The organism is Streptomyces sp. NBC_01591, from assembly GCF_035918155.1.
Taxonomy (GTDB): domain Bacteria; phylum Actinomycetota; class Actinomycetes; order Streptomycetales; family Streptomycetaceae; genus Streptomyces.
This window is the reverse complement of record NZ_CP109327.1, coordinates 6,865,178-6,881,106: the sequence shown is the minus strand read 5'-3', so window position 1 is coordinate 6,881,106 and position 15,929 is coordinate 6,865,178. Positions and strand designations below refer to the sequence as shown.

Sequence of the window (15,929 nt, the reverse complement as noted above, 5' to 3'; positions counted from 1 at the left end):
GATCAGGCTCCGGCCTTCGGCGCCGGGCCGAGGTAGTGGTAGCCGCCGTCGCGCACCCCGTAGAGGTACGCGTCCGTGCCCTTGAGGCGGTGGGTCTCGTCGAAGGCGTAGGTCCGGGACACTCCTTCGTACGTGGACGCGGCGATCTTCGCCACGAGTGCGGCCCGCGCGGGCCGTTGGGCCCCCTTGGTGAGAGCGGTGAGGGCGGTGATGACGAGCCCGGCCGCGTCGTACGCCTCGGCGGCCCAGTGGCCGGGAGCGCCCCCGAATCTCCTGCGGTGCGCCGCGGCGAACTCCTTGGCCCGGGGGGCCGTCGCGTCGATGTAGGGGGCGGTGAACTCCCAGTCCTCGGCGGCTTCCCCGGCGTCCTTCAGGAAGTGTGCGTCCATGACCGTGTGCATGGCCATGCGGGGCCCCTTGAAGGGTGTGGCGGCGAGAGCACGTGCGGTACGGGCGGCTCCGGCCGCGTCGCCCGCGTAGAAGAAGGCATCGCTGGCGTGCGTGAGCATGTCCGCGATGACCGGCGCGAAGTTCCGCGTGCCGGTCGGTACCACTCGCGGGTAGGCGGTCCCGGTGGTGAGCACCCCGGCGTCCATGTTGGTGAGGTAGCCCACCTGGTAGGCGGACTGGCCGCCGGACCGGTCGAGCAGCACCCCGAGCCGTTCGACGTCGGGCCGCAGCAGCAGCCGGCTGATGATCGGCGTGGACAGTGCGGCGTCGGACGGGGCGGCCTGGAAGAAGGACTTCTTGGACCGGGCGGGGTAGGCGAGCTGGAGCGAGGACACGGTGATGACCGTCAGCATCGCCTCGTCGTACGCGCCGAGGACGGAACCGGTGGCGGGGTCGCCGGTCGGGCCGATCACGGCGAGCACATCGCGGTCACGGGTGAACTGTTCGGCGACCCGCATGGCCCGGGTGGCGTCCCCGCGGTCGTCCAGGACCTTCACCCGAAGCGTGAAGGGCTTGTCCTTACGGGAGTTGAACCGTTCGACGGCGAGGCGTACGCCACGCTCCTGTGCCCGTCCGGCCGCACTTCGGGGACCGGTCAGATCCGCCTGTACGCCGATGGTCCAGGCCCGCTCGCCGGACCCGGCCGCACCGGTCGCGTCCGGGTCGTCGCGCAGCCACTCCCGTACCGCGAACGTGCCACCGCCGGCCGCGACCACCGCTGCGGCGCCCGCCAGCAGAAGGATCCTCCGCCGCCCCGGCCGGGGCGTGCCGGTCGCGGGTTCCCCGGCGGTCGTGGCGTCGATGCCGGGCAGCGCGAGCATCGCGGCGGACCGGTCGGCGATCAGCCGTACGACGTCCTCGGGCAGCCAGTCGACGGAGCCGTCGGGTGCGTCCTCGACGATCCGCTCGTCGAGCTGCGCGGCGGTGGGCCGCGCCGCGGGGTCCTTGGCCAGCAAGGCGCCCAGCAGCACCCGCAGTTCCGGGTCGTCGACCCCGTCGAGGTCGGGTTCGTCGTGAACGGTGCGGTAGAGCAGGGCCTCGACGGCGCCGCTGCCGAACGGGGGGCGTCCGGTCGTGGCGTACGCCAGGAGGCATCCCAGCGAGAACACGTCGCTCGCGGGTCCGGCGACCGTTCCGCCGCCGGTGGCCTGCTCCGGCGAGAGGAAGCCGGGGGTCCCCACCACCAGGTCCGTCGCGGTCAGTGCGGTGGCGTCGACGGCTCGCGCGATACCGAAGTCGATCAGGCGCGGTCCGTCGGCGGTGAGCAGCACATTGCCCGGCTTGACGTCGCGGTGGACGAGTCCGGCGGCGTGCACGGAAGCCAGCGCACGGGACAGCAGCCGTCCGAGCACCCGGACGCTCCGCACCGGCAGCGGTCCGCACCGGGCCACCGCCTCCGACAGCGCCGGTCCCGGCACGAACGCCGTGGCCAGCCAGGGGTGTTCGCCCTCGGTCTCGGCACCCGTGACCGGAACCGCCCAGGGACTGTCCACCCGGCGGGCGGCCTCGACCTCGCGGCGGAAACGGACCCGGAAGTCGTCGTCCTCGGCGTACTCGGGCAGGATCACCTTGACCGCGGCGAGCGCCCCGGTGTCCGTGCGGCCGAGATAGACCACCCCCATCCCGCCTGCGCCGAGCCGTCCCAGCAGCCGGTGTCCGCCGATCCGCGACGGGTCCTGGGCTCGCAGCTCATCCATCGACCGCCCCTCCCTCAACTCTGCTTCTCGACAGCGGACTTGAGCCGCAGCAGCATGGTGGCCTGAGCCTGGTTGGTGAGGGCGTCCATCTCCTTGTCGGTCCGCCCCTTGGCTCCCTTGCCCGTCACGGCCACGGTGAACTGCAGAGTCTGCGCCTGCTGCCAGAGGTACGGATGGGGGCCGCCGAGCGCACTGCTCCGGTACTTGCCGGCCTCGACCAACGCGTCCTCGGAGTTGTTCTCCGCGCTCTCCCCCTGCATCAGCGAGGCGGAGACCATCGAGCCGATCAGTTCGCCCTCGCGCAACTGCTGCGTGGGGCAGCGCATCGTCTCCTCGATCGACTCGGCCATCTCCCACCGCGCGTCCTCACGGGTGCGGTGGACGGTCATGACGGCGGAGAGCCGGATGGGCCCCTTCCCCTGGGCCGCGGGCACTTCGAACGAGCGGGTGACGGTGGCGAGGACGCTGCTCACCGGCTTCTCCTGACGCCAGATGCAGTCGCTCCCCAGAACGGGCCAGGTGGCCGGGCCGCTCTCGTACGGGCTGCGCTCGACCACCCCGGGCCCGAAGCTCTCGGGGTCGGCGATCACCCGCCCGATGAGGTCGAGTGCGGCGCTCCGGGAGGCGGGAAGCCGGGCCGGGTCCGCGTCGATGACGGGCTTGCCCGTGGCGTCGGGCGTCTCCTTTCCGGCGGCGGTGGTACCGGTGGCGGACGGGGAGGCGCTCGGCCGCTTCTTCGCCGCGTCCCCGCCTCCCTCGCCGCCCCCGCCGCACGCGGTCGCCAGCAGCAGCGGTACCGCCGCCAGGATCCCGTACCCGCGCCACCCGCGTATCGGCCCGCCGCGCGCCACGATCGACCACCTCCGTATCCCCGAAGTCACGTCGATCCTATGAGTACGGAAGGGGCGCGGCCGGTTCCCGGAAGATCTGCTGTTTCGTCAAACCCCTTCGGATCGCGGGTCGTTGGCCAACCGTGCATGCAGGTGCTCGTCGTGGTACTCGCCGTCGCCGAAGCGGTGGGAGTCGCGCAGGGTGCCCTCGGGGAGGTAGCCGCAGCGGTCGGCGACGCGGCAGGACGCCGGGTTGCCGACGGCGTGGGCGATCTCGATGCGGCGGGCGTCGGCGGTGTCGAAGCCCCAGTCCGTGATCGCCGCGACCGCCCTGGTCACGAGGCCTCGCCCGCGGGCGGCGGGCAGCAGCCAGTAGGCGGCCATCGCCAGCCCGTCCTCGCGGTCGACCCAGCGCAGGGAAACGCCGCCGAGCACCGCGTCGTCGGCGGTGTCCCGTACGGCGAAGGCAGCGACCGTACCGCGTTCCCACCCGCCGTCACGCGCCTCCACCCAGGCACGGGCGGCGTCCCGGTCGGCCGTCGCTATGGGATTCCAGAGGGCGATCGCCGGATCCGCCGCGGCGGCCACCAACGCATCCAGCAGGGTCTCCGAATCGGCGTCCGCCCGGCTCCAGGGGCGCAGCACCGCGTCCACCAGATCGAACTCGGTGCGGATGAAGGTCTTGCGGTCGGCGGGGGCGGGGCCCGGGGCAGGGGCGGAGAGAGTGCTCATGGCCCCCTTTCTACCTAAGCGCCGAACCCCTGACCAGTGATTTTCACGGCCCGGCGGTGCACACGTCCCCGGGCGGCACCGCGCCGCACACCGAAATCTGCACCGGTGTGCGGCGCGGCGGATCGCACGGGTCATGCGGGGACGGTGGGTCAGGAGAGCGCCAACTCCGTGACGTTGTCGGCCTCCAGGACCCACGTCGCACTCAGGCCGCCCTCCTTGACCCGTGCGTCGCCGTCGCCCTTGAGCACGCCGATGCGGTCGCCGGACAGGGCGATCTGGATTGCCTGGTTGTACTCGTGGACCCAGGTCGCGCTGAGGCCGCCCTCCTTCACGTGTGCCTCACCGTTGTCCTTCAGGATGCCGATGCGGTTGCCCGACAGTTCGAGCTGGATGACGTCGTCGGCCTCCCTCACCCAGGAGGCGCTGAGGCCGCCCTCCTTCACCCAGGCGACACCGTTGCCGACGAGGACACCGATGCGGTTCCCAGCCAGGTCGATGCCGATGACGTTGTCGGACTCCCTGATCCAGGAGGCGCTGAGGCCGCCCTCCTTCACCCAGGCGACACCGTCCCCGGTGACGACACCGATGCGGTCGCCGGACAGTTCGAGTTCCTTGACCTTGCCGGACTCCTTGACCCACGTCGCGCTGAGGCCGCCCTCCTTCACGTACGCGTCGCCGTTGTCCTTGAGGACACCGATGCGGTCGCCGGACAGGGCGATCTGCTTGACGTCCGTGGCCTCCTTGACCCACGTGGCGCTGAGGCCACCCTCCTTGACCCACGCGACGCCGTCACCGGTGAGGACGCCGATGCGGTCGCCCGAGAGGGCGATCTGCTTGACGTCCCCCGACTCCTTGACCCAGGTCGCGCTGAGGCCGCCCTCCTTCACATACGCATCACCGTTGACACGCAGGGTGCCGATGCGGTTGCCGCCGTCGCCGGAGACCGTGCCGGGAACCGCGCCGGCCTGGGTCGTTCCGGCGAGACCGGCCAGGGCCAGGGCGGCGACCGCCGCGGCGAGTGTCTTGCGCTTCAATGGAGTATCTCCTCTGCTCGGATGGCCCCCTGGGCCCGTTGAGCGGCACCCTCGGGGAATCGATCGATCCGAAGACGACCAACGACCGGCGGGGCGGCCGGTACCTCAGCCATTGAGGTGAGCCGGGCGCACCGGGCACGCCCGCCACGCCCCCGAAATGCGCCGTCAGGCAGCCATGTTGAGGAGGCTGTGGCCTTTCATCCGGAACTCGCGCATCGGACCCCGTGCGGCGTCAGTACGACACGTCCAGCTCGGCCCGGACCGTCTTGCCCGGGGGCTTCCGGTCCAGCACCGCCCATCGGTCGGCCAGCGCGTCGACCAGGACGAGCCCGCGACCGCCGTCCGAGCCGGGCGGCGGCGCCACCAGCTCCCCCGGTCCCGGGGGCCGCCGCTCGCCCAGGGTGTCGCTGACCTCGATCCGCAGTACGCCCCGTCCGCCCCCGATGCCCGGCGAGTGACTGAGCCGCAGCTCGAAATCCCGCCCCGGCACCAGACCGTGCGTCGCCGCGTTGGTGACCAGCTCGGCGACGATCAGCTCCGCCGTCTCCGAAGCGTCACTGCGGTACGGAATGCCCCAGTCGTGCAGCACGTGCAGGGCGAGATGGCGGGCGAGCCTGGCGCCGCGCGGTGTGGAGCTGAAGCGCTGCACGAACACACGTACGGTGACCGGTGGTTGGGGGGTGGCGAGTGCTTCCATGCCTTCACCGTGGCGACCGGAACCCCACTGGACCAGCAGCAGAACTCGTACGCTCAGTCAGCGTACGGGTACGGACGGTGGACAGTAAGAGTAACGGTCCGTGACGATGGGCGAGTTGTCTGCCGGTAGAGGCACGGAGCGCGGCGAGTACGGAGGTGGCCGGACATGACGGACGGCGTAGGCACGACGAGTGGAGCGGCGAGGCAGGGCGGGGAGCCCGAGCCCACGGAGAGCCTGAGGACGTTCGGGGAGATCGTCAAGGTCTTTCGCAAACGGGCGCTGTTGACCCAGGAGCAGTTCGCGCCGCTGGTGCAGTACTCGGTACCGACCGTCGCCTCGATCGAACAGGGCCGCAGGTTCCCGCCGTTGCCCTTCGTCGAGCGCTCCGAGGTCGCGCTGGACGCGTTCGGGGCCATCAGGGCGGCGGCGAAGCACCTGTCCCGGCGGCCGGGCATCGCGAGTTGGTTCCAGCAGTGGGCGAAGCTGGAGACCGAGGCGATCAGCCTGTACACGTACGAATGCCGGTTGATCCCGGGGCTGTTGCAGTCGGAGGAGTACGCGCGGACGCTGTTCCTCAACCAGCTCCCGATGCTCGATGACGAGCAGATCGAGCGGCAGCTGGCGGCCCGGATGGACCGCCAGCAACTGCTGCGGGAGCGGACCCACACCAACTACAGCTTCATCCTCGAAGAGCATCTCTTCCTGCGGCGCACGGGCGGCACGCAGGTCACCCGGGAGGCCATCGACCGCGTTCTCGGACTCGCCGAGCTCCGCAATGTCGAGCTTCAGATCATGCCGCAGGTCCGCGAGAGCCACGCCGGGCTGGACGGCCCGATCCAGTTGCTGGAGACGCCGGATCACAAGTGGCTCGGCTACAGCGAGGGGCAGAAGTCCGGCCAGCTCCAAGCCGACCCGGCTGTGGTCAGTGTGCTCCAGATGCGGTATGCCAGGATGCGTTCGCAGGCTCACACCCCCGAGGACTCCGTGGGTCTGTTGCAGCGGATGCGAGGAGCACTATGAGCACCACAACAGACCTGGCCTGGTTCAAGAGCAGCTACAGCGGCGGCGACGGCGACTCCTGCGTCGAAGTCGCCCTCTCCTGGCACAAGTCCAGCTACAGCAGCGGGTCCGGCGACTCCTGCGTGGAGGTCGCCACCTGCCCCACCACTGTCCACGTCCGGGACTCCAAGGTCGAGCAGGGCCCGCAGCTCGCCCTCTCCCCCACCGCCTGGACCGGCTTCGTCACGTACGCGGTGGGCACCGCGCGCGTCTGACACACCGTGTCGCGTACCGGAGCGATTCCGGTACGCGGTACGGCCGTTCGGCGGGGCGCGCGGGGGAGGCACGCGCCTTGATAGCGTCGCTCCCGCGATCGCGGTTTCCGCCTCCCGCCGGGGTCGTCGCCGTGCGTCGTACGGTCCGCCCCGAGGGGCACGGGGAGTTCTGCGGCAAGGACGAAGAGGGCCCGACGCATGAGTCTCGCGCAGTTGCACTACACCTCTGCCTCTGCTGCCTCTGCGGACGACGACGGGGGCGGGAGCGGCGCGCACTTCACCGCGGTCAGCGCAGGACTGCCCACGCAGGTGCTGGCCGAGGCCGAACAGCTCCTTCGCTATGAGCCGCCCGCCGACGCCCCGCACCGGCCGACGCCCGACCAACTCCGTTCCCTCCCCGAGGCGTTCAGCTTCAGCGCTCTGCCGGACGGCGGACACCTGCTGTCCCGTGCGGTGGCGTTCGCCGGTCGCGGCACTCTCGGGTTCCACGCGCACGCGGTACATCTGACGGCCGGTACGCGGCTGCCGGGCGACGCCCTGCCGATCACCGCCTGGCGGTCGCCCAGCTGGGCCTCGACCCCGCCGGACGGCGGCACCCCCGACCGGATATCCACGCTGCCCGCCTCCGCCGCCTTCGGTCCGGAGGCGCTGAACGACTTCGCGGTCTCCCGGAGCCCCTGGCTGGCGGCGGTCTTCGCCGACCTGCGCCGGGTGTGCGAGGACCCGTCGGCGGGGCGCCTGGTGCTGGTGGAGCGGCACAGTGCCGATGTGGCCAGGTGGATCGCCCTCGCCTCGGCCGTGCTCCCGCCGGACGACGCGCACCGGCTGACGTTCACGACGTACACCCGCCGCCCGGCGCACTCCCCGCACCAGGTCGTCGGCGTACTCCCACAAGATGCCCCGCAAGATGCCCCGCAGGACGGCGGCTCCGGGGCGCAGGCGCTGCGGGTGCGCGACTGCGCGGGCGCTCGGCCCGGCGAGCCGGTGGACGACGCCTGGGCCGAGACCTGCGCCCGGATCTGGCGGAACCGGTCCCCTGAGTTGTTCCGGGCGGCGGCCGAACTGCCCGGCGGGCCGTTCGTCGCCGGTCCGCTCGCCGTGACGGCGCTCTGCGCGGGCGTTCCGCTCGGGGCGGCCGAGCGGGCCGCGGCGGCCGAGTGGGCCGCCGAGCGGCCGTACGCGCTGGACGAGGAGCGCACCCACCGGCTCACCGACGCACTGACCGACCCGGACATCGATCGCACGCCTCGTGAACTCGCCGCCGTGGCCCGGCTGTTGATGGCGCTCGACGGAAGGGCCCCGGCCTCCGTGACGGGATCCCTCGGCGCCCTGCTGGTGACGGAGGCGGTCTACGGGGGCGATGTCTCCGTGGCTCCACCGGGGCGCTCGGTCTTCGCCGGGCCGGACGGGGAACGCGTCGCCGCGGCGCTCGTCGAGGCCGTCGGCGACGATCTGCGCGCCGAACTGGCCACCGGCGGGCCGGTCGCCCCGGACGCCGTGCCCGGCCAAGGCGTGGGACGTGCGGTGCAGTTGCTGCGGATCGCGCGGCTGCTCGACGTGGACTGTGCGGAACTGCTCCCCGCCGTCGTGGGCCGGATGGCCCGGTCCCTGCTGGACGAAGGGGCCGCCGACTGCGGCGCGGTGCTGCTCGACCTGCTGGACGAGCAGTTCGACGTCCGTACGTCGCTGCTCGGCGAGCTGGACCGGATCGCCCCGCAGGACCCGTCGGCGACGGAGCGGCTGCTGACGGAGGTCGCGCTGCCGTTCACCGGGACCCAGGCACTGCCGCATCTGCGGATGTGCGCGGCGGCGCCGGACGCCAGGGCGAGCGGCGGCGACGACCGGGTGAAGGTGCTGAACACGGTGTTGCGGGCCGGTGGAATGTCACCGTTCACCGAGCCGCTGGTGCTGCGTACGGCAGTGGGTCTCGTCTGGGGCGACGGCGCCCCCACGTCGGGCGAGGCCCGGCTGCTGCTCGGCGGGAGCACGTCCGACGCGCACCGCACGGCCGGTACGTGGTCCGTGCTCGTCGCGGCGGCACTCGGTGCCCCCGCCGACGACCCGGAGGCCCCCGAGCTCGCCCATGACCTGTTGCGCGGCTTCCCGCAGGAGATCGACGCGCGGGCGCGCGGCGCGCTGCTCCTCCTGGAGTTCGCGCGGGACGTCCGGTCGGGGGCGGCGGAGCCCGGCTGGGCGGAACGGGCCCGGAAGCTGTGCGCCGGGGCCGAACCGGTGGAACCGGGCGTACGCGAGCAGGCGTTCGGCGCCCTGGCCGGGCGGCTGCTCGCCCCGGACCGGCCGGAGGCGGAGCTGTACGCGTTCGTCCACAGCGACGACCCGGACCTCCTCGCGGCCTACGGCAGGGCCGCCCGCCAGGACGCGGTGCTCACCCGGCTGCGCTCCGACCCGGCCTATGTCGCCGACTGCTTCACCGTCTGGAGCTCCCACCCGCACGCGGGCCATGCCTGGAGCGAGACCCGGGCGGCGCTGCTGGAGGAGGTGCTGCGTCCGGTGGTGCGCGGCCTGTCCGCCGGCGAGGTGACGGCGGTGGAGGAGGCCGCCGAGCGGGCGGGCAGCAGCCGCACGGCGGAGGCGTTCCGGACGTGGAACCGGCCGGGCGGCCTCCGCAGGCGGATCGGCAACAGACTGGCCGCACGGGTCCGGCGGTCGTGAGCTGAACCCCGACTGCTGTGGCAACACCCTCGGCGATCGTGGGGCGAACCCCTCGGCCGTCGTGGGCGAACCCCTCGGCTGTCGCGGGCGGGCCACGGAAGTCGTGACCCGCCCGGGGTGACCGGTACCGTGTGACATATCGATCTCGTGCGCTCCCGGCGGGCTGCGTCACACCCCCAGGAGGAACAGATGACGACGAACCGCGGACGCAAGGACGTCATCCGGGACCGGATGGCCGCGACCGGCGAGTCGTACAACGTCGCCGCCCGCAATCTGAAGGCCATGAAGGACATGGGCGCCACGCGTGAGGCCGTCCTCACCCAGCGCTGGCGTCCCGCCGACACGCTCGACGTCCCGTGTCCCTGCGGCGGCACGTGCGAGCCCGGCGAGCGGTGCGAGCGCTGCCACGCGCTCCACCGGCACGTGGCGCGCTACCCCGGCAGTGTCACGGACGTGGAGACCTGGGCCGACCGCTACGACTGCATGGGCTGCGCGTCCTCGTACAACCTGACCGTGGTGCTGGCGGGGCGGCCGTGGGGTGTCGCCGAGACGGTGGTCACCGGCGGATCCGCCGAGTCGGCCGTGCGGGCCCGGGTGTTCCCGGGCGTCGCCCATCCGCTGCTGAAGCCGGACAGCGCCGAGGACGAGGGCTGACGATCTCCGTCGCCCCCGGCGCGGAGCACGGAGTCACCACACGGCCTGCACGACGGCCGCTCCCACCGCGACGGCGAGGAGCGAGGCCGTGGCGACGAGGACTCGCGGGTTGCCGAGGTTGACCGTCCAGCCGATGCCGACCCGCTTGGGCACCAGGACCGCCGGGTCGTCGGCATTGACGTAGATCGTGCCGGCACCGCGCCAGAAGCGGTCGTCGTCGCGCGGGACCAGTCCGGTGTCCTCCTCGTCGGCGGGCGCTCGCAGCCGGCTGCCGGCCGGCCCGACGCGCAGGGCGAGGCAGGCGGCCACGGCGAGGACCGCGACGAGCGGCACGCCGGTGACGGCCAGGGTCGCGGGCATGGAGCGGATGTCGCTCCACATCAGCGCGGACAGCCCGAGCAGCATGAGGTTCAGCAGGACGGTGATGCCCATCATGGAGCGGGCCGTGACGGTGAGGTAGCGGCGGTACCGTGCGGCGCCGGCCACGGGGCGTGCCACATCGAGGTCTGCGCGTGCGCGGAGCAGTCCGGCGACCACGGCGGCCACTGCGAGGGTGAGGAGCACCTGGCACAGGACGAGGCCGAAGGCGGTCCACACACTGGTCGGGTACGTACGGTAGACGGTGCCGCCGAGCGAGCGTTCGGGCATTGCGATGCGGTCGGGCAGCCCGGGGTAGACGATCACGCCCGCGGCGGTGCTGACGGCGATCACGACGAGTGCGGGGACCGTCCAGATCCAGGGGAAGCGGACCGGGTCGGTGCGCAGCGAGGTGTCCATGACGGCGCCCTGCCGGGCCTGTCCGTACCAGCCGCCGTCCGCCTTCGCGCGGGCGATGGAGCGGTGGGCCCGTACCCACAGCGCGGCGGCGAGGGCGCAGAGCAGCAGGGAGCCGGCGGCCCCGGCGGTGAGGGTGCCGAGGGCGGCGCCGAGCGCCGAGGCGAGCACGGTGACGACGGCCGCGGCGACGAGGACCGCGCCGCGGTAGCGGTGGCGCTGTTCCTCGACGGCGGCGGCACGCGCCTTGTCCGGCGGCACGCGGACGCCGAAGGGGACGGCGGCGGGGTTGAGGCGCGGGCTGGGGGCGGCGTACAGGACGGCGCTCAGCACCGTGAGTATGCCGAAGTTGAGAGCTGCGTAGACCAGCAAGGTGTTCACCTGTCCGTTCATGTCACTTCACTGATCCCGGCGGGGCGGGACGTCGCACCGGCACCCGGCACGACCTTTCGGGTCCGTGTCCCGCGAGTCGTTCCTCGCGGCGGCCCCGAGGGTCAGGGCGTCTCGTCCTGCCTCCCGGGGAAGCCGTCCAGAACCGCCGCGACATGGCTCATCACCTCCTCCTTCGCGATCCCGCGCACGTCCAGCTCGGCAAGGAGGGTGCGCATGCGCGCCTCCCAGTCGACGCCGGCCCGCAGTTCGTCCGACGGCTGCTTGACGTCCGACCGGACCGCCGCACCGCTCTTGCGGTTGATGCGGATGATCCCTTCGCGTCGTAGCAGGTCATAGGCCTTGTTGACGGTGTGGAAGTTGATCGCCAGGTCGACGGCCATCTGCCTGGTGGACGGAAGTCCGGCACCGGGCGCCAACGCCCCTTCCGCGATGGCTTCCACCACCCGGTCCCGGATCTGCTGATAGATCGGCACCTCGCTGTCGAGGTCGAGCACTAGATACACGCCCCGAAGTCTATCTGCTATACATCTACTAGAACAGACGCTCACGGCAATGCGGCATACGCGACACACGCGGCGACGCAGCAAGCACGGCAAACGCGGCAAGCGCGGCGACAGCGCGCAACTGCCCAGGGGCCCCACCCGGGCCCCCGAAGGAGGGGGAATCCCCATGGCACTGATGAACATCTCCGACACCGGCCTCACCATCGAGTTCAGTGGTCGCGAGCGCACCTGGACCCGGCGCGGCTCCCTGACCGTCCCGCTCGCCGCGGTCCGCCGGGTGACCCTCGTCGACAACCCCCTGCGCGCCGCCCACGGCGCCCGCAAGGGGCTGCACGCCGCCGGGATCGCCAAGATCGGCGTATGGGGACTGGTCGTCGGCCCTCGTCAGCTCGTGGCCGCCTACCGGGGCAGGCCGGGACTGCGCGTGGAGCTGGACCGCGCCGCCGCCGGTGGCGACTTCGACGAGCTGGTCCTCTCGCTCGACGAGGCGCAACGGGCCGCACGGCTGATCGAGCAGCGGGTGGCGAGCAACCGATGAGCGGACGGCCGCAGGGCCCGCACATAGAGGTCAGCGGGCTGACCAAGCGATACGGAGCGGTCCGGGCCGTCGATGACCTGAGCTTCACCGTGCGGCCGGGCGTCGTGACGGGCTTCCTCGGCCCCAACGGCGCGGGCAAGACCACGACGATGCGGATGATCCTCGGTCTGGTGACTCCCACCGCGGGCACCGCCACCATCGGCGGCAAGAGGTACGCGGAGCTGTCCAGGCCCTCCGCCACCGTGGGCGCCGTGCTCGACGCCTCCGCGGTCCACCCCGGCCACACGGCGCGTGACCATCTGCACATCTACCGCACCATGGGCGGCCACCCGGCCGGCCGTGTCGACGAGTTGCTGACCCGGTTGGGGCTCGCCCAGGCGGCGGACCGCCGGACCCGCACCTTCTCCACGGGCATGCGGCAACGGCTCGGTCTGGCCACCGCCCTACTGGGCGACCCGCGGGTACTGCTGCTGGACGAGCCGAGCAACGGACTCGACCCGGAGGGCATCGCCTGGCTGCGCGGCCTGCTGCGCGAACTGGCGGCCGAGGGGCGCACCGTGCTGGTCTCCAGCCATGTGCTGAGCGAGGTGCAGCAGGTCGTCGAGGACGTCGTCGTGATCCGCGCGGGCCGGCTGGTGGCGGCGGGACCACTGGCGGAGATCGAGCGGTCGTCGCCCGGCACGGTGCTGGTCCGCTCCCCGGACGCGGCGGCCCTGCGCGCCGCACTGCTGCGCGGCACCGCGCGGGGCGGGGCGGCCGACCGGGTGGACCTCATGCCGGACGGAACGCTGTGCGTGTACGGGATGGCGGACTCCGCCGTCGCCGATCTGGCCGCCGCCGAACGGCTGCGCATCCACGGGCTGACCGCCGGGGCCGGCCTGGAGCAGCTCTTCCTCCGGCTGGCGGGGGACGACGGACCGGCCGGTGGCGACGGGCCGCCGGTACGGGCGAACGAGAAGGCGGACCGGTGATGAACGCACTGATCAAGGCGGAGTTCCGGCGGCTGGCCGCCACCCGCCTCTGGCTGTGGGCGCTCCTCGCGGCCGTGGTCCTGGGCGGCGGCATGGTGGGGGTGATGACGCTGGTCGGCCCGGAGAACTTCGATCCGCCCGCGCCCGGCCTGGACACCGAGGACGGTGTCCGCTCGGTCCTCGGCATGCTGAGCTTCACGGTGTTCCTGCCGGCCGCGCTCGGCACCCTGGCGATGACGGGGGAATACCGGCACCGCACCGCCACGTACACCTTTCTCCACGCCCCGCGGCGCCGGCAGGTGCTCACCGCCAAGCTCGTCGTGTACGGAGTCGCCGGCCTGCTGTACGGGCTGGTGCTCACCGGCACGGCGGCGGCCGCCTTCTTCGGGGGTGTGGCGGTGCGCGGGGTGACCCCGGGCATGGCCACCGGCGAGGTGCTGGGGCTGCTCGTCCGGCCGGCGGTGGCGATGGCGGTGTACACCCTGCTGGGCGTGGCCGCCGGGGCGCTGATCCGCCATCAGGTCGCGGCGCTGGCCGTCGTCGTCGGATATCTGTACGCGGGCGAGTACCTGCTGATGATGATCCCGGGCGTCAAGCTCCTCTACCCGCTGCTGCCCGGTGGCGCCACGGCGTCCCTGACCGGCTTCAGCTACGTGGCGGACACGATGGCCGCGGAGCTGGCGACCGGCCCGGTGCCGTTGCTCTCCCCCGTCGGCGGCGGGCTGCTGCTCGTCGGCTACGCCCTGGTCGCGGCGTTCGTCGCGGTCCTGGTGCCGATGCGCAGGGACGTGCACTGAGTCCGCACGACGGAACGGGTGCCCCGGAACGCGTTCCGGGGCACCCGTCTCGGTTCTCGTCCCTCAGCTCTCGTCCGGGGCCAGCCGCAGCGAGATCGAGTTGATGCAGTACCGCTGGTCCGTCGGGGTCGGGTAGCCCTCGCCCTCGAAGACATGGCCGAGGTGCGATCCGCAGCGTGCGCAGCGGACCTCGGTGCGGACCATGCCGTGGCTGCGGTCCTGGATCAGTTCGACCGCGTCCGTGTCCTTCGGGTCGTAGAAGGACGGCCAGCCGCAGTGCGACTCGAACTTGGTGTCCGAGCGGAACAGGTCGGCGCCGCAGGCGCGGCAGGAGTAGACGCCCGTGGTCTTGGTGTCGGTGTACTCACCGACGAAGGCGGGTTCGGTGCCGGCCTGGCGCAGGACCGCGTACTCGGCCGGCGTCAGCTCCGCCCGCCACTGCTCGTCCGGCTTCTCGATGTCGTACGACACGTCGCTCCCTCAGCTCGACAGGTGGTCCAGGATCTGCGGGCCGAGGTCCGTGACGTCGCCCGCCCCCATGGTGAGAACGAGGTCGCCGGGCTTCGTCATTCCCGCGATGGTCTCGGGGACCGCGGCCTTGTCGTGGACGGCGGTGACGTCGGCTCCCGCGGTCCTCGCGGCGTCGATGATCAGGTCGCTGGTGATGCCGGGGATCGGGTCCTCGCGGGCCGGGTAGATGTCCAGCACCACGGAGGCGTCGGCCAGCGCGAGGGCCTGGCCCATCTCGGTGCCGAGCTCCTGGGTGCGGGAGAAGAGGTGGGGCTGGAACACGACCAGGAGGCGGGCCTCGGACACGGCGCCGCGCATCGCTTCGAGGTCCGCGGTCATCTCGGTGGGGTGGTGTGCGTACGAGTCGATGACCTGCACGCCCGCCGCCTCGCCCTTGAGCTGGAGACGGCGCTTGACCCCGGTGTACTTGCCGAGGGCCGAGGCCAGGTTGTGGGCCGGGACACCGAGGGCGACACCGGCGGCGAGGGCCGCGACGGCGTTGAGGGCGTAGTGGCGGCCGGGCACGGAGACCGTGAACGTGAGGTACTTCCCGTTCAGGACGACCGTGACCTCGCTGGTCAGCCCGCGCGGGGTGATCTTGTGGACGCGTACGTCGGCGGTCTCGGACTCGCCGTAGGTGACGACGTTCAGCGAGGACAGGGCCCGGACCCGCTCCGTCAGCTCGACGGCACCGGCCTGGTCGGCGGCGATCACCAGGGTGCCGCCCTGGACGATCTTGCCGGCGAACGCCTCGAACGACTCGTAGATCTCGTCCATCGAGGCGTAGTTCGCGTGGTGGTCCAGCTCGACGTTGAGGACGATCGCGACCTCGGGGTCGTACTTCTGGAAGCTGCGGTCGCTCTCGTCCGCCTCGGCGACGAAGATCGCGCCCTCGCCGTGCGCGGCGTTGGTGCCGGGGCCGGCGAGGTCGCCGCCGATGGCGTACGAGGGATCGAGGTTCAGCTCGGTCAGGGCGACGGCCAGCATCGACGTGGTGGTCGTCTTGCCGTGCGTACCGGCCACCGCGATGGCGCGCAGGCCGCCCATGAGCGAGGCGAGCGCGTCGGAGCGGTGCACGACGGGGACCGACAGCTCGGCGGCGCGCAGCAGCTCCGGGTTGTCGGCGCGAATGGCGCTGGAGACGACCACGCACGAGGCGTCGTCCGCCAGATGCCCGGCGGCGTGCCCGATGTGGACGGTCGCCCCCAGCGCCCGCAGTGCCTCGGCGGTACCCGACTCCTTGGCGTCGCTGCCCGCGACCTTGGCGCCGCGCTGGGCGAGGATCTTCGCGATGCCCGACATTCCGGCGCCGCCGATGCCGATGAAGTGCGGCCGTTCCATGGCGGCAGGAATACCGGGTGCCATGCGTGTGTCTCCCACAGGTCGATGCGAGTACCGGGTC

The 15,929-nt window shown here is 72.3% G+C and carries 16 protein-coding genes; 7 read left to right on the top strand and 9 right to left on the bottom strand.

Annotation, left to right across the window (positions count from 1 at the left end):
• Positions 1-2 precede the first annotated feature (2 nt).
• The 5 genes from OG978_RS31565 to OG978_RS31545 all read right to left on the bottom strand — a co-directional run bounded on the left by OG978_RS31565 (position 3) and on the right by OG978_RS31545 (position 5,440).
• On the bottom strand, positions 3-2,147 hold the full coding sequence (locus OG978_RS31565; protein WP_326768456.1) for a bifunctional serine/threonine-protein kinase/ABC transporter substrate-binding protein: 2,145 nt from the start codon (positions 2,145-2,147) through the stop codon (positions 3-5).
• A gap of 14 nt (positions 2,148-2,161) precedes the next feature.
• The gene (locus OG978_RS31560; RefSeq protein WP_442817773.1) at positions 2,162-2,998 is read right to left on the bottom strand and encodes a hypothetical protein; all 837 of its coding nucleotides are present in this window, start codon (positions 2,996-2,998) and stop codon (positions 2,162-2,164) included.
• 87 nt (positions 2,999-3,085) lie between these two features.
• Positions 3,086-3,709, bottom strand: coding sequence for a GNAT family N-acetyltransferase (locus tag OG978_RS31555; RefSeq protein WP_326768455.1), 624 nt, complete (start codon positions 3,707-3,709; stop codon positions 3,086-3,088).
• 149 nt (positions 3,710-3,858) lie between these two features.
• Positions 3,859-4,743, bottom strand: a complete 885-nt coding sequence (locus OG978_RS31550; protein WP_326768454.1) for a peptidase S1 — start codon at positions 4,741-4,743, stop codon at positions 3,859-3,861.
• Between the two features lie 232 nt (positions 4,744-4,975).
• Positions 4,976-5,440, bottom strand: a complete 465-nt coding sequence (locus OG978_RS31545) for an ATP-binding protein (protein WP_326768453.1) — start codon at positions 5,438-5,440, stop codon at positions 4,976-4,978.
• Between the two features lie 165 nt (positions 5,441-5,605).
• Between OG978_RS31545 and OG978_RS31540 the strand changes: the two genes are divergently transcribed.
• The 4 genes from OG978_RS31540 to OG978_RS31525 all read left to right on the top strand — a co-directional run bounded on the left by OG978_RS31540 (position 5,606) and on the right by OG978_RS31525 (position 10,041).
• Positions 5,606-6,460 (top strand): helix-turn-helix domain-containing protein, encoded by an 855-nt coding sequence (locus OG978_RS31540; RefSeq protein ID WP_326768452.1) that lies wholly within the window; start codon positions 5,606-5,608, stop codon positions 6,458-6,460.
• Positions 6,457-6,714, top strand: coding sequence for a DUF397 domain-containing protein (locus tag OG978_RS31535; RefSeq protein ID WP_326768451.1), 258 nt, complete (start codon positions 6,457-6,459; stop codon positions 6,712-6,714). The genes OG978_RS31540 and OG978_RS31535 overlap by 4 nt, the downstream gene beginning before the upstream one ends.
• A gap of 198 nt (positions 6,715-6,912) precedes the next feature.
• Positions 6,913-9,387: a GTPase-associated protein 1-related protein gene (locus OG978_RS31530; RefSeq protein ID WP_326768450.1), complete on the top strand. Its 2,475-nt coding sequence runs from the start codon at positions 6,913-6,915 to the stop codon at positions 9,385-9,387.
• Positions 9,388-9,576: 189 nt separating this feature from the next.
• Positions 9,577-10,041 carry a hypothetical protein gene (locus OG978_RS31525; protein ID WP_326768449.1) on the top strand — a complete coding sequence of 155 codons (465 nt, stop codon included), beginning with the start codon at positions 9,577-9,579 and terminating at the stop codon, positions 10,039-10,041.
• Positions 10,042-10,074: 33 nt separating this feature from the next.
• Here the strand turns inward: OG978_RS31525 and OG978_RS31520 are convergent, their stop codons facing one another.
• Complete coding sequence (locus OG978_RS31520; RefSeq protein WP_326768448.1) at positions 10,075-11,208, bottom strand: DUF1648 domain-containing protein; 1,134 nt, start codon at positions 11,206-11,208, stop codon at positions 10,075-10,077.
• A gap of 101 nt (positions 11,209-11,309) precedes the next feature.
• Positions 11,310-11,711, bottom strand: coding sequence for a GntR family transcriptional regulator (locus tag OG978_RS31515; protein ID WP_326768447.1), 402 nt, complete (start codon positions 11,709-11,711; stop codon positions 11,310-11,312).
• Between the two features lie 166 nt (positions 11,712-11,877).
• Here OG978_RS31515 and OG978_RS31510 point away from each other — a divergent pair, with 166 nt between their 5' ends.
• Genes OG978_RS31510 through OG978_RS31500 form a run of 3 tightly spaced genes read left to right on the top strand, consistent with a single transcriptional unit; the run spans position 11,878 to position 14,017 of the window.
• Entirely contained in the window at positions 11,878-12,249 is a 372-nt protein-coding gene (locus tag OG978_RS31510) for a hypothetical protein (protein ID WP_326768446.1), read from the top strand.
• Entirely contained in the window at positions 12,246-13,220 is a 975-nt protein-coding gene (locus OG978_RS31505; protein ID WP_326768444.1) for an ABC transporter ATP-binding protein, read from the top strand. Before OG978_RS31510 ends, OG978_RS31505 begins: the two co-directional genes overlap by 4 nt.
• Positions 13,220-14,017: an ABC transporter permease gene (locus OG978_RS31500; protein WP_326768443.1), complete on the top strand. Its 798-nt coding sequence runs from the start codon at positions 13,220-13,222 to the stop codon at positions 14,015-14,017. Before OG978_RS31505 ends, OG978_RS31500 begins: the two co-directional genes overlap by 1 nt.
• A gap of 63 nt (positions 14,018-14,080) precedes the next feature.
• Here the strand turns inward: OG978_RS31500 and msrB are convergent, their stop codons facing one another.
• Both msrB and murC read right to left on the bottom strand, forming a co-directional pair.
• Positions 14,081-14,488, bottom strand: coding sequence for a peptide-methionine (R)-S-oxide reductase MsrB (msrB, locus tag OG978_RS31495; RefSeq protein WP_326768442.1), 408 nt, complete (start codon positions 14,486-14,488; stop codon positions 14,081-14,083).
• A gap of 9 nt (positions 14,489-14,497) precedes the next feature.
• A complete protein-coding gene (gene murC / locus OG978_RS31490; RefSeq protein WP_326768441.1) occupies positions 14,498-15,892 on the bottom strand; it encodes a UDP-N-acetylmuramate--L-alanine ligase in 1,395 nt (464 codons plus the stop codon).
• Positions 15,893-15,929 lie beyond the last annotated feature (37 nt).

Excerpts from the sequence above, each read along its gene's own strand:
- murC (WP_326768441.1), bottom strand. The coding sequence starts at position 15,892 with ATGGCACCCGGTATTCCTGCCGCCATGGAACGGCCGCACTTCATCGGC.
- OG978_RS31530 (WP_326768450.1), top strand. The coding sequence starts at position 6,913 with ATGAGTCTCGCGCAGTTGCACTACACCTCTGCCTCTGCTGCCTCTGCG.
- OG978_RS31535 (WP_326768451.1), top strand. The coding sequence starts at position 6,457 with ATGAGCACCACAACAGACCTGGCCTGGTTCAAGAGCAGCTACAGCGGC.
- OG978_RS31525 (WP_326768449.1), top strand. The coding sequence starts at position 9,577 with ATGACGACGAACCGCGGACGCAAGGACGTCATCCGGGACCGGATGGCC.
- OG978_RS31510 (WP_326768446.1), top strand. The coding sequence starts at position 11,878 with ATGGCACTGATGAACATCTCCGACACCGGCCTCACCATCGAGTTCAGT.
- OG978_RS31520 (WP_326768448.1), bottom strand. The coding sequence starts at position 11,208 with ATGAACGGACAGGTGAACACCTTGCTGGTCTACGCAGCTCTCAACTTC.
- OG978_RS31540 (WP_326768452.1), top strand. The coding sequence starts at position 5,606 with ATGACGGACGGCGTAGGCACGACGAGTGGAGCGGCGAGGCAGGGCGGG.
- OG978_RS31505 (WP_326768444.1), top strand. The coding sequence starts at position 12,246 with ATGAGCGGACGGCCGCAGGGCCCGCACATAGAGGTCAGCGGGCTGACC.
- OG978_RS31545 (WP_326768453.1), bottom strand. The coding sequence starts at position 5,440 with ATGGAAGCACTCGCCACCCCCCAACCACCGGTCACCGTACGTGTGTTC.
- OG978_RS31565 (WP_326768456.1), bottom strand. The coding sequence starts at position 2,147 with ATGGATGAGCTGCGAGCCCAGGACCCGTCGCGGATCGGCGGACACCGG.
- OG978_RS31555 (WP_326768455.1), bottom strand. The coding sequence starts at position 3,709 with ATGAGCACTCTCTCCGCCCCTGCCCCGGGCCCCGCCCCCGCCGACCGC.
- OG978_RS31500 (WP_326768443.1), top strand. The coding sequence starts at position 13,220 with ATGAACGCACTGATCAAGGCGGAGTTCCGGCGGCTGGCCGCCACCCGC.